Origin of the sequence: Algibacter amylolyticus (assembly GCF_014202225.1) — a bacterium.
GTDB lineage: Bacteria > Bacteroidota > Bacteroidia > Flavobacteriales > Flavobacteriaceae > Algibacter_B > Algibacter_B amylolyticus.
On the sequence record NZ_JACHGE010000012.1, the window covers coordinates 25,615 to 39,822 of the forward strand.

The window sequence follows — 14,208 nt, forward strand, 5'->3', positions numbered from 1 at the left end:
TAGATATGGCATTACCAAGCATTAACCCAACAATAACTAATTCGTGGAATAAATTAAAAGCGCATTTTGACGATGTTAAGGATGTGAAAATGAAGGATTTGTTTGCTAAAGATAGCCAGCGTGCAAATAAATTTACCATTAAATGGGAGGATTTTTATGTAGATTTTTCTAAAAACAGAATCACAGAAGAAACTTTTAAATATCTGTTAGAGTTAGCTGATGATGTTAAGTTGAAAGCCGCTATAAAAAGTCAGTTTTCGGGCGAAATTATTAATGAAACAGAAGGAAGAGCAGTATTACATACGGCATTAAGAGCGCCAAAAGATGCAGATTTTAAGGTAGATGGCGTTAATGTAATGCCGGAAATATATCAAGTAAAACAAAAAATAGAAGGCTTTACAAACGAAGTTGTTAATAGCGATAGAAAGGGATACACAGGAAAAGCATTTACCGATGTTGTAAATATTGGTATTGGAGGTTCCGATCTTGGTCCAGCTATGGTGGTTGATACGTTACAGTATTATAAAAATCATTTAACTACGCACTTTGTTAGTAATGTAGATGGCGACCATGTTAATGAAGTTATTAAAAAGCTAGATCCAGAAACAACGCTATTTGTAATTGTTTCAAAAACCTTTACAACGCAAGAAACACTATCTAACGCTAATACATTAAAGGCATGGTTTTTAAAATCAGCTTCAGAAGATGCTATTGCAAAACACTTTGTGGCCGTTTCAACAAATATTAAAAATGTAAAAGCTTTTGGTATTGACGAAAACAATATTTTCCCAATGTGGGATTGGGTTGGTGGTCGTTTTTCATTATGGAGTGCGGTAGGTTTAACTATTAGTTTAGCAGTTGGCTATAATAATTTTGATAGCCTTTTAAAAGGAGCTAACAAAATGGACGAGCATTTTAAAAATGAAGATTTCGATAAAAATATACCTGTAGTTTTAGCTTTAATAAGTGTATGGTACAATAACTTTTTTGGAGCCGAAAGCGAAGCTATTATCCCGTATTCTCAATACTTAAACCAATTTGCAACGTATTTGCAACAAGGTATTATGGAGAGTAACGGTAAAAGCGTAGATAGAAACGGTAATCCAATAGATTACCAAACAGGTACTATTATTTGGGGAGAACCAGGAACAAATTCTCAACATGCATTTTTTCAATTAATACATCAAGGTACTAAGTTAATACCTGCCGATTTTATTGGGTTTGCTAAATCGTTACACGGCAATCAAGATCATCAAGATAAGTTAACATCTAATTTTTTAGCACAAACCGAAGCGCTTTTAAATGGTAAAACACGCGAAGAAGTTGTTGCAGAAGGTACTAGTGAGTCTATTATTCCTTTTAAAATATTTGAAGGTAATAAACCAACAAACACCATTTATATAAATAAGTTATCACCAGAAAGTTTAGGTGAATTAATCGCTATGTACGAGCATAAAATTTTCGTGCAAGGGATAATTTGGAATATTTTTAGTTACGACCAATTTGGAGTAGAATTAGGTAAGCAATTAGCTAGCAAAATTTTACAAGAATTTAACAGTAGCACCAATAATGAACATGATTCTTCTACTATTAATTTATTGAATTATTATAAGCAAATGTCTTAAAACCTAAGATTATTCTTAACAAAATTCCTAAAAGGCGATAATATTTTAAGTGTTGTGGCCTTTTTGCTTTTAATAAAATAACTAATTTGTTAATAATTAGTTAATATTAATACTCTAATTATACGTATTTTTGCACCGACTAATTTCAAAAAATTAATTATGAGAAGAACTACGCGTTTTTTAATGTTTACCGTAGCAATGCTGTTTTCAGTTGTTGTTATGGCTCAAAGTACAATTTCAGGAACTATTGTTGAAGAAGGGACTAATATGCCACTTCCTGGTGCAAATGTTGTTGAGAAAGGTACTACTAATGGTGTTATTACCGATTTTGATGGGAATTTTACTATCAAAACAAAATCTTCAACTGGAAATCTAGTGATATCTTATGTAGGATATGCTTCCAAAACTACTGCTTTTTCTGGCGACAAAAAATTTGGAAATATTACGTTGGAATCTAATCAATTAGGCTTAGATGAAGTTGTTATAACAGCAACTTCTTTCGCTATTGATAGAAAAACACCGGTTGCCGTTTCAACGATTAAGGCAAATGAGATTGAGTTAAAATTAGGTACTCAAGAGTTTCCTGAAATTTTAAAATCTACTCCAGGTGTTTATGCTACTAAAACTGGTGGTGGATATGGAGATTCTAGAATTAACTTACGTGGTTTTAGTTCAGAAAATGTTGCTGTAATGATTAATGGTATTCCTATTAATGATATGGAAAATGGATCGGTTTATTGGTCTAACTGGGCAGGTTTATCAGATGTTACTAGCGCAATGCAAGTACAAAGAGGTTTAGGAGCTTCTAAAGTAGCTGTACCTTCTATTGGTGGTACAATAAATATTATCTCTAAATCTTCGGATGCAGAAAAAGGTGGTAACATTAAAATGTCTACAGGAAATGATGGTTATCAAAAATACGGGATGACATTATCTACAGGGCTAATGGACAACGGGCTTGCAATTACGGCTTCTGCAGCTAAAATTTCAGGAGACGGTTATGTTGATGGACTACAGTTTAGTGGTGTAAATTACTTTTTAAATGTTTCTAAAGTAATAAATGATAATCATGAATTATCTTTTAATGTGATTGGTGCTAAACAAACACACGGTCAGAGATTTAATACAAGAACTATAGCTGAAAATAGAGCAACAGAACAAGGAGGAAAAAGATTTAATCCAGATTGGGGGTATAGAAATGGACAAGTTGAAAATATATCATATAATTTTTATCATAAGCCACAAATATCTTTAAATCATGATTGGACACTTTCTGATGACACATATATAACGTCATCTCTATATGCTTCTTTTGGAGATGGAGGAGGAAGAAGAACTCAAGGTTCTGGTAAATTTACAAATGACGATTACAGGTTAGGAGCTTCAGATCAACCTATTGATTTTGATAGAATAGTTGCAGAGAATAAAGCAAACGGAGCTTTAGGATCTACGGATGTTTTTGCTGCGAGTAGAAACTCTCACCAATGGTACGGGTTATTATCAACTTTAAAAACAGACTTAAAAGATAATTTGATTTTATCTGCAGGTATTGATTCTAGATACTATTTAGGGAAGCATTGGTATGAAATTACAGATTTAATGGGAGGTGAGTATTACCTTAATCCTAATTCAAATGATAATAATTTTAATGAAGCTCTTCAAGTAGGAGATAAGTATAACAGAGACTATACTGGAGATGTATTAAAATCAGGAGTATTTGGTCAGTTGGAATATACACTTAATGAATTATCTGTGTTTCTGTCTACAGCAATTTCTAACACTCAATATAGTAAATCGAGTTATTTAGATGATTCATCAAACCCTAATGGAAATGACTCAAAGAAAGCAAATTTCTTAGGTTATAGTGTAAAAACAGGTGCTAACTACAATTTAGATGATAAGAACAATGTTTTTGCAAATATTGGATACTTCTCAAAAGCTCCATTTTTAATTGGAAATGTCTTTATTGATAAAGAATCTGTAGAATTAAATGAAGATGCTATAAATGAAAAAGTTTTCAGTGCTGAAATAGGTTATGGTTTTAGAACACCTAGATTTAATGCAAACGTAAATATATACAGAACGTCTTGGTTAGATAAATCTGTTACGGCTAGAGTTTTAGACCCAGACAATACAGGACAGTATTTAGAAGCGAACATTGCAGGATTAGATGCATTACATCAAGGTATTGAATTAGACTTTGTTTATAGAATAACTGATAAACTTAAATTAAATGGAATGGTTTCTTTAGGAGACTGGAAATGGGCTAGTGATGTTGAAGGAGAGATTTTTGATCAATCAGGTACATCACTTAGAGAGGTTACTGTAAATGCAGACGGTTTAAAGGTTAATGATGCTGCTCAAACTACTTATGCTTTAGGATTAAACTATAAAACATTAGAAAAAAGCTCTATCTTTTTAGACTATAATTTTGCTGGTGATATATACTCTAAATTTGATATTACGAGAAGTGAAGATAGAATGAATACATGGAAGTTACCTTCATATCACTTAGTTGATTTAGGTTTTAATCATGGATTTGTTATAGGAGGATTAGATGCTACATTATCAGGAAAATTGAATAATATTTTTAATGTTGAATATATAGCTGATGCATTTGATGATGGAGATCAACATACCGCAGCAGGAGCCAAGGTGTATTATGGTGCAGGAAGAACATTTAGTTTCGGATTAAAAATTGAATTTTAAAAAAAAACAAAAAATATGAAAAAAATATTTTTATTATTAACAGTTTTTTCAATGGTATTCACTTCTTGTGATCCATTAGAAGATATTAATGCAGAAGTTGATGCGCAGGCTAACCCAATTGTTGGAGATGCTGAATATACCTTAACAGGAGATGATTACGACGAACTTGATTTACAGTATGGAAGTTTTAATTCTGAAGATGATGCTAAAGCGTTAATTCCTGAATTATTAACGGAGATGTATCCTGCATGGGGGAACAAATCATCAGTTTCAGTTGGTTATAAATTGTATGTAGGAAATGCTTTTGGCGTTAAAGATTATTATTTAGATCAAGATGATTACACTTTTAGTGGAAGTGATTTATTAGGTTTTGAAGCTGATGCTGTACCTTCAAATTATTTAGCGGATATTCTTGCAAATAGTGCTGGTTCTGCATCGGAAGGAGATTATATAGTGGCAAAATACTCACAATATACAGGTAGTGCATACGTTGTTACACCTACAGTTTCTCTTGAAGAAAATTTAGATTATGGTGCAATAAGTGCTAGTCTAACTACTATTTCGTCAGATAGCTGGGTAAACCATTCTGGAGCAGGTAATGAATTAGCATATAGTACGGAAAGTTTAACTATGGATGATTATCCTAGTTCTAATGTAGGTGGTTCAATAGTGTTATCTAACAGTGGCTCAGAAGATGTTAATACAAACATTACTTCAATCATTACATCTGGAATAGTATATTCAAGTGCCTTAATGAATTTTAGTGAAGTTGGTGATGGAACCTATTTTTTCCACCTAATGGAAGAAGATGGTAGTTTTAATTATTCAGCTAGATTGGGAGCTAAAAGCGATGGGTCTGGTAATATTTTATTCGGTATTGGTGCTAGCTCTAGTACATTAACTTATGGTACCACATCATTTAATTTAAATACAACATATTTAATCGTTACATCTTATGATACAGCTACTGGTGTATCTAATTTATATGTTTTAACTTCAGCTCTTGATTCTAAGCCTGCAACACCAGAGGCTACAAGTACTGGGAATTCTGGAAATTCTGCACAAAGAATTGGAATCCGTCAAGGTGGTGGTGGTCCATCTGTAATTATAGATGGTATTCGTGTCGCAAACAGCTGGTCGGCTATAATGAGTAATGATGATTTAGATGATGAGGTTATTGGAGATAAAATAGATCTAGAAGCGGGTTATACATATAACGGTGAAGCTTGGGTAACACCAACTGATAGATTTTACCTAATAAGTGATGAAGATTTTGATTCTATGGGAGAAGCGTCAGGACAACCAGGAAGATATAATAATTTTGGAAGCTCAACTCCTGCTGAAGATTACTTACCAACATTTTTAGGTATAAAATTCCCTTATGCTTTAGAAGGCCAAGAATTAGATGTAGTATACGACTATTTCTCTAGCTCCAGTGGGGCACAAGTACGTGGAAATTTATATACTGTAATTGACGGTAAATGGGTTGGTTATGAATCTACAATTGATACGACATTACAATTTGGTCATGATGGTACAACTTGGGTTCCAGATAATACTATTAAATATACTTTAATAAGAAATGGAGATTACGAATATATGGCGTCTCAATTAACAGAGCCAGAGTATGCAGGATTAATAGGGAACTTAGCTAGTTATGGTGATTTTGATTACAATTGGTCAGATGATCAAATACATTATGCTTTAAAATTATTTTTAGATCATTTAGATCCTGATGCCGCAGAAGGGCAAAAGTATATTTTAACATATGTTATTTATGATAATGGTGAAAGTGATTACCAAACTGGCTTTAAAAAAGAAGGTGGTGTTTGGGTACTTAATTAATCATATCTAATTAATACAATTTAAAAAGCCACCTCTTATAGGGGTGGCTTTTCTCTTTAAATTTAAAATTATGAAAAATTTTAGCCTAGTATTACTTATTGTTACATTAATTTTTAATTATAGTTGCTCGGGTGGAGATGATACACCGGAACCAAAACCAGAGCCAATAGCTAATGGAGTTTCTATTGCTGTAAATGATAATTTAATTACTATAGAAAACGCACCATTTATTATTAAAGATATATTATCAAACGATACTGTATTAGATAATGCAAAAATTACATCTTTTGATGCAACTTCAGCAAACGGAGGAACGATTACAGACAATAGAGACAACACTTACACATACACTCCAGTTGATGGGTTTTTAGGTGAAGATAATTTTAAATATACTATTTGTGATAGAGATACTCCACCAGATTGTTCTACTGCAACAGTTACAATAACTGTAACCGACGAAGGAAATCCAGTTGCCGTAGATGACGCTGTTAATGTTGATGAAAATACGAGTAAAATAATTAGCGATTTATTAGAAAATGATGATACTATTGATGACGCCATATTAACAACCATTGACGACTCTAACACTTTAGGTACTGTAATTTTAAATACAAACAGGACAGTAACTTATACGCCTCCAATGGATTTTAAAGGAGAAGACTCTTTTACATATACCATTTGTGATGATGATTTGCCGGATAATTCTTGTTCTACGGCAACAGTTATAATTACCGTGGCGGACGAAGGAAACCCGGTTGCCAAAGATGATGTAATTAATGTTTTAGAAAACTCTACTAAAATAATAACTAGTTTATTAGAAAACGATGTTGTTATCGATGGTGCTGTACTCGCATCTGTTGATGATTCTACTACTTTAGGAACTGTAGTTTTAAATTCGGACGGAACAGTGAGTTATACACCTCAAGCAGGTTATACAGGAGAAGATACTTTTTCATATACTATTTGTGATAATGATACACCAGTTAATTCTTGCGATTCAGCAGAAGTAACAGTTAGTGTTATTAGCTCAATAACTTTTAACATACCTTCAGAATTGTCAGATTATTATAGTGGTGTAATTTTTTCTGATAATGAAGATTTAATGTTCAATGAAATTTCAGAACATACCCAAGCTATGCATGCTGTAATCCTAAGTTATACGCAACGTCATGATCATTTATATAATGCTGATGCAGATTTATCAAATCAAGATAATGTAATTTTAATGTATACTGGAGAAAGTAGATATTGGCAGGAATATACTTCAGGAAACAATCCCTATGCTACTCAAACCTTTAATACAGAGCATATTTTTCCGCAATCTAAATTAAGTTCAGATATTGCCGTTTCAGATTTACACCACTTGAGATCTGCTGATGCAACTGTTAATAGTGATAGAAGTAACTACCCATTTATAGATGGTAGTGGAACCAATAAATTAATTGGCGGAACAGCGTGGTATCCTGGTGATGAATGGCGTGGTGATGTTGCTCGAATGGTAATGTATTTAAACATTCGTTACGGCGAAGATTTTAATAAGGTTGGCGGTTTAGAGCTTTTTAAAGCATGGAACGTTGCAGATCCAGTATCAGAATTCGAAGAACAGCGTAACAACGTAATTTACGCTGCACAAGGTAACAGAAACCCTTTTATTGATAATCCATACATAGCCACTTTAATTTGGGGCGGTACGGCAGCAGAAAATAAATGGGAATAAAATAAATTAAAACCGCTTTTAATCGAAGCGGTTTTTTTTATAGCCATAACCTAAAAATTGATAATCAAGATAAAATTTTGAATTAAATTTTATCATTACATTTGTTCTTCAGAAAAAAAACAGAAATAATCATGTACGACGTTGTAAAATCACTCCACTCTTATTGGGCCTATTTGGTGCTTGTTATATTAACAATAGCAGCTGTTAACGCTATAATTAAATTCTTAGGCGATAAGGAATATGAAGCAAACGATTTTAGAAAATCATTGTTTACTTTAATTGTATCTCACATTCAACTATTAATTGGTTTGGTGCTGTATTTTGTATCACCTAGATTGCAATTATTTAGTGAATCTGGTATGGGAGCAATCATGAAGGATTCTGTAAACAGATTATATTTAGTAGAGCATCCTTTAATAAATATTATTGCGGTTGCATTAATTACTATTGGGTATTCAAAACATAAAAAGAAACTAACCTCTAAGGCTAAATCAAAAATGATAGCTATTTTCTATACCATTGCATTGTTATTGTTTTTATCAAGAATTCCTTGGAGCGCTTGGATTGGATAAAATCCAAAAATAATTTATAATTCTAGACCTGTCCTGTTTAAAAACTTGGCAGGTTTTTTTATTCATTCTCTTTTGCGGAGACTTCCTTAATCAAATAGATATAAACGGGAAAATGGTCGCTAAATCCATTGCTAAAACCTCCATCAGACCAACTTCTAAAAGGATAGCCTTTATACGTTCCTGTTTTATGTATAAGAAAACGTTTATTAAAGATTCCAGCTTTATAAAACCTGAAAGAACTATAGTCTTTTTCCGTTAGTGGTTTTGTAATCATAATTTGGTCAAATAAACTCCAAGAATCTCGATATGCTGTTGTGCCAAGTCCATTTTTAAAGAAATTGATATAGGGGTTATAAACGCCTTTTAATCCTACTTTACGTTTTTCATTTTTAGCCTTTAAAATAGATTTCACACTCGCGTTATTAGGGTTGTCGTTTAAATCGCCCATAATAATCACCTTAGCATACGGATTAATAACTTGAAGCGAATCTATAATGCGTTTATTCAATTTAGCGGCAGCAACTCGTTTTGGTCTGCTTTTAGCTTCTCCTCCGCGTCTAGAAGGCCAATGGTTTACAATAATATGAATGAGTTCGCCTTCTAATTTACCGCTTACCAATAACTGATCTCTTGTGTAAATTCTCTTTTGATCTTGTTCATCATAAATTTTCAAAGTATGCGAACTTGTATGTATTGGTGTAAATATTTCTTTTTGGTAGAGCAGAGCTACGTCAATCCCTCTTATATCTGGTGAATCATAATGCACAATACCATAATTTTTTTTGAGTAACAGAGCGTCGTTAAGTAAATCTTCCAAAACAGTTTTGTTTTCCGCTTCGCAAACACCTAAAATAGTAGGAGTATTTTGGGTAATGTCTTGACCTATTTCAGAAATTACGCGCGACATATTTCTTATTTTTTTTAAATATGCTTCTCCACGATTCGCTTTTAATTCCATCATGGGGCTATACTCATCGAATTTACTAGTGTCATTGATGGTATCAAATAAATTCTCAAGATTGTAAAAGGCTACGGTATGTATTTTAAAGGATTTGTCTTGTCCGTAATGGTTCAACGAAGAAGTTAGTATTATTGTGATAATGTAATATTTTAAGAATTTCATTACGTTAATGTTGTTTTTTATAGCAAATAATTTACAAAAATTATGTCAAAGTTTGTGTTTTGTAATAAATATCGTAAATTTTATGTCTTAAAAAAGTATTCTTTAGAGATAATGCATTGTAAATTATTTATGAATAAAATTTTCCTCATTTTTTTATTCGGAATTTTCACCCAGTTTTTCCATGCCCAAAACACTATAGTTAGGGGTAGTGTATTGGATGCTTTATCCTATGAGCCTATTGAAGGTGTAACCGTTGCCATTGAAACTTCAAGCATATTTCTGCTAACCGATGTTTTAGGGGTGTTCGAGTTTAAAGAAAACGTTCCGTTAGGAGAGCAGATTCTACGAATTTCCAAAACAGGATTTATTCCAAAACGCTATCCCATTGTTGTAAATGAAGGCCAAACGGTTAACATTACAGATATGATTTTAGAACGCGACGCATCACAAACAGCAGATTTGTTTACCATAACATTATCGGACGATGAATTGAATGATGATGTTAGTGGCGCCGATAATATTTCAGGGCTGTTAGCATCGTCATTAGATATTTTTCAAAGAACCGCAGCTTTCGAGTTTAGTTCGTCTTTTTTTCGTGTACGAGGTTTAGATTCTAAAAACGGATCTATTTTAATTAACGGTATCGAAATGAACAAAATCTATAATGGCAGGCCGCAGTGGAGTAATTGGGGTGGGTTAAACGATGTATTACGGAATCAAGAATTAACATGGGGTTTAACACCTTCAAATTATAATTTTGGTGGTGTTTTAGGTACTACAAATATAAATGTAAGAGCTTCAAAAGCTAGAGCAGGAAGTCGGTTAACCTATTCGTCATCAAACAGAAGTTATACAAATCGATTAATGGCAACTCATGCTTCGGGATTATTAAAAAATAACTGGGCATATACCGTTTCTATTGGCAGACGATGGGGTAATGAAGGTTATCAAGATGCAACTAGCTATAGTTCAAATTCTTTTTTCACTTCCGTAGAAAAGAAACTTAACGATAACCATAGTCTTAATTTAACCGCTATTTATACGCCTAACCGCCGAGGCAAGTCGTCGCCAAATACGCAAGAAGTTTTCGATTTAAAAGATATTAAATACAACGAATATTGGGGTTGGCAAAATGGTGAAAAACGAAATTCTAGAATTAAGGAAGTTAATGAACCCATTATTATGTTGAATCATTATTGGAATTTAAATAATAAAACAACTTTAAATACTAATGTGTCTTACCAATTTGGTAAAATTGGGAATAGCCGAATTGATTATAATGGAACCGATTTAATTGATGGTTTTCCTCAAGGTGGTGGCGCAAACCCAAGCCCAACGTATTACCAAAAATTACCTAGTTATGCCGAACGTAATTTTCCTGATAATTTAGGTATTGCTTATGGTGCTTTAAAAGCATTTCAAAATGATGGACAAATAGATTGGAATACCATGTATAAGGCTAATATTGAAAACACTCAAAATGGCGGAAATGCTATTTATGCCCTGTATGAAGACCGTGTTGATGATACTCAGATAACTGTAAACGGTATTTTAACCAACCAAATAAATGACAATGTAATACTAAATGCAGGTATACATTATAAGGCTTTAAAGTCTGAAAATTTTGCTGAAGTTATTGATTTGTTGGGGGGCTCAACGTATTTAGATGTCGATGGTTTTGCAACGCAAATTGACGAGGCACAAAACGATTTGTTAAACCCAAATAGAATTGTGGGTGTAGGCGATAAGTTTAAGTATCATTACAACCTTTTTTCGCATGAGTTTGGGGTTTATGCGCAATCTCAATTTAGTTATAATAAAGTAGATTTTTATATTTCTGGTAGTGTAAAAAACACCGAATACGAAAGAGAGGGTATTTATCAAAACGGAGGTTTTCCCGATAGTTCACTAGGTATTGGTCATGCGCTTATATTTACAGGTTTTGGGTTAAAAGGAGGTGTTACTTATAAGTTAACCGGTAAACATGTTTTCGATTTTAATACGGGTTATATTTCCAGAGCGCCAACCGTTCAAAATACCTATTCCAATTCTAGAGAAAACCATAATACAGTTCCTAATAGTGGTAATGAAACCGTAACATCTATGGATGGGAGTTATATATTTCGATCTCCGATTGTAAAAGCTAAATTAACGGGGTATTACACTAAAATTGCTGATGCTAGCGAGATTTCTTTCTTTTTTGCCGATGGTATAGGTGGCGATAATACAGCTTTTGTTCAAGAAATTTTGCAAGGTATTGATAAGATACATCTGGGTGGAGAACTGGGAGTAGAAGCTCAAGTAACACCAACTATTAAACTAAAAGGAGCTGCGGCTGTTGGCCAGTTTACTTATGCTAATAACCCTAATTTGTTTTTATCTACAGAACCCGATGCCGAAGCGGAAGCCGCTGGTTTTATAAACGGATTTAAAGATTTTGGAAAATCAAACTTAAAAAATTATAAGTTAGCTTCAGGGCCACAAACAGCACTTTCGGTAGGTTTTGAGTATCGCGATCCGGAGTATTGGTGGTTTGGTGCAACGGTCAATTTTTTTAAGGATACTTATGTAGATGTGAGCCCATTAACCAGGTCTTCAAATTTTAATACGGATTTTGATGGCAATGTATTTAATGATTATGATGAAGATTTAGCGAGAGCACTTTTAAAACAAGAACGTTTTGATGATTATATGTCGGTGAATTTAGTAGGTGGGAAATCATGGAAAATTGGTAAGTATTACATTGGTTTTTTTGGAAGTATCAATAATTTACTAGATGAAGTTTATAAAACAGGTGGTTTTGAGCAAGGAAGAAATGCTAATTATCGCGAATTGCGAGATGATAAAGCTCTAGATACTCCAGTTTTTGGTGCAAAATATTGGTATGGCAGAGGCGCAACCTATTTTTTGAATTTGAATGTTAGACTTTAATTTAAGCTTAATTGTAGAAGTTAGTTGTGCTGCGCGTTAGGGATTGAACGATTTGTTTGAAATCCTTTTTGTTTTTTCGCAAAAAGATTGAGTAGTGAAAGCCCGACTTTTTGCGATCCTGCAAGGTTTTGAGAACCTTGTAGGTATGAGTAAAAAGTAACGCCCAAATAAAATAAAAAGTTATGAATAAATTTTTAATAGTTTTTAGCGTTTTAGTGATGCTTTTTTCGTCTTGTGTGAAAGATGAAGATTATAGCACGCCAGGTTTTTCGATTACAGAACCAAGTATTCCGCAAGAGCACATTACCACTTTTAAGGCTATAAAATCGCTTTATGAGCAGGCTGTGAATAACGGAAATACGACGGCGGTTATTGACGATGAAACCGATTTGTATATTGAAGGTTATGTGGTGTCTTCTGATAGATATGGTAATTTTTTTGAGGAGTTGATTATCCAAAATAAAATCGACAGAAGTACTAGCGACGCAGATCCTAGGCTTGGTTTTAAGGTTGATATTAATGTGAGTAGCTTATCGGATACCTATCAATTTGGACAAAAAGTATACGTGAAAATGACCGGATTAACCATTGGTGAAACTAGCGGTGTAATTACTATTGGTAAAGGAAATGCGGTTCAGGTGGAGCAAATTCAAGCCGCCGAATTTAAAGATATTGTAATTAGAAGTAATGAGATAGCAGACATAGAACCTAAAATTTCTAGGTTGGAAGATATAACTGAAGCTGATGAAAATACGTTAATTCAATTAGAGAATATGCAGCTAAATAGATTCGAAATGGGAGCTACGTTTGCTAGTGAGTCGTTCGATGAGTTTGATGGTTTACGCTTATTAGAAAGTTGCGATTCTGGAATACAAATGATTATGCAAACTAGTACGTTTTCGGATTTTAAAAGCTTAATTGTGCCGCAAGGAAAGGGCAGTGTGACAGGTATTTTTAGCCGCGATTTTAGAGACGATTTTAATGTGTTGGTTATTAATACTTCGGCTGATGTTAATTTTGAAAGTAATGAACGTTGCGACCCAATGGAATTAACATGTGGTTTAGCTGAAACATTTGGCACAGGTAATTTGTTATATGAAGATTTTGAAAACCAAAGGAATAATAGACCCATTGAAATTGAGGGCTGGACTAATTTTATGGAAACAGGAACGGAGGCTTGGGAGGGTTATTCGTCTACATCATCAAATGCATCGTTGGGAAGATCTGCTCGGTTTCAATCTAGTAGTTCTGGCGATATTAGCAATATAGGTTGGTTAATAACGCCTGCTATAAATCTAGATGCCCAAGATGGTGAAACCTTGCGTTTTAAAACTTCTAATAGTTTGGCTGATAGTAGTTATATGGAAGTGTTGTATTCCTTAGATTGGGATGGGGTTGAGGCCAATATAACTAGTGCTAATTGGGGTGTTTTACCTGCTGCTTATGTTGTTAAAGATTCCGATTCCTTTTCGGCTTGGTTTAACTCTGGTAATGTCGATTTATCTTGTATAGCGGGAACCATATATATTGCTTTTAAATACACGGGAAGTGGACAAGATACTTTTGATGGTATTTACGAATTAGACGAGATTAGTGTAGATTATAAGTTATAGTATTTAAAATACAGTAGATACATAAAACAACAAATATCTCTTAAAATTAATATAAGTTTGCTATTTATAAATA

At 33.3% G+C, this 14,208-nt stretch carries 8 protein-coding genes; 7 read left to right on the forward strand and 1 reads right to left on the reverse strand.

Annotated features, from left to right (window positions below; translation table 11 throughout):
- Positions 1-5: 5 nt before the first annotated feature.
- From pgi to HNQ90_RS17120, 5 genes are all read left to right on the forward strand, one after another.
- Positions 6-1,625, forward strand: a complete 1,620-nt coding sequence (pgi, locus tag HNQ90_RS17100; RefSeq protein ID WP_144118181.1) for a glucose-6-phosphate isomerase — start codon at positions 6-8, stop codon at positions 1,623-1,625.
- 159 nt (positions 1,626-1,784) lie between these two features.
- Entirely contained in the window at positions 1,785-4,334 is a 2,550-nt protein-coding gene (locus tag HNQ90_RS17105; RefSeq protein ID WP_144118180.1) for a TonB-dependent receptor, read from the forward strand.
- Positions 4,335-4,349: 15 nt separating this feature from the next.
- On the forward strand, positions 4,350-6,179 hold the full coding sequence (locus tag HNQ90_RS17110) for a hypothetical protein (protein WP_144118179.1): 1,830 nt from the start codon (positions 4,350-4,352) through the stop codon (positions 6,177-6,179).
- A gap of 70 nt (positions 6,180-6,249) precedes the next feature.
- Positions 6,250-7,896, forward strand: a complete 1,647-nt coding sequence (locus HNQ90_RS17115; RefSeq protein WP_144118178.1) for an Ig-like domain-containing protein — start codon at positions 6,250-6,252, stop codon at positions 7,894-7,896.
- 131 nt (positions 7,897-8,027) lie between these two features.
- Complete coding sequence (locus HNQ90_RS17120; protein WP_144118177.1) at positions 8,028-8,468, forward strand: hypothetical protein; 441 nt, start codon at positions 8,028-8,030, stop codon at positions 8,466-8,468.
- Positions 8,469-8,526: 58 nt separating this feature from the next.
- On the opposite strand, the gene HNQ90_RS17125 is transcribed toward HNQ90_RS17120, so the two are convergent.
- The gene (locus HNQ90_RS17125; RefSeq protein ID WP_144118176.1) at positions 8,527-9,591 is read right to left on the reverse strand and encodes an endonuclease/exonuclease/phosphatase family protein; all 1,065 of its coding nucleotides are present in this window, start codon (positions 9,589-9,591) and stop codon (positions 8,527-8,529) included.
- Between the two features lie 129 nt (positions 9,592-9,720).
- On the opposite strand from HNQ90_RS17125, the gene HNQ90_RS17130 reads away from it, so the two are divergent.
- Entirely contained in the window at positions 9,721-12,522 is a 2,802-nt protein-coding gene (locus HNQ90_RS17130) for a TonB-dependent receptor (RefSeq protein WP_144118175.1), read from the forward strand.
- 182 nt (positions 12,523-12,704) lie between these two features.
- Positions 12,705-14,135: a DUF5689 domain-containing protein gene (locus HNQ90_RS17135; RefSeq protein WP_144118174.1), complete on the forward strand. Its 1,431-nt coding sequence runs from the start codon at positions 12,705-12,707 to the stop codon at positions 14,133-14,135.
- Positions 14,136-14,208 lie beyond the last annotated feature (73 nt).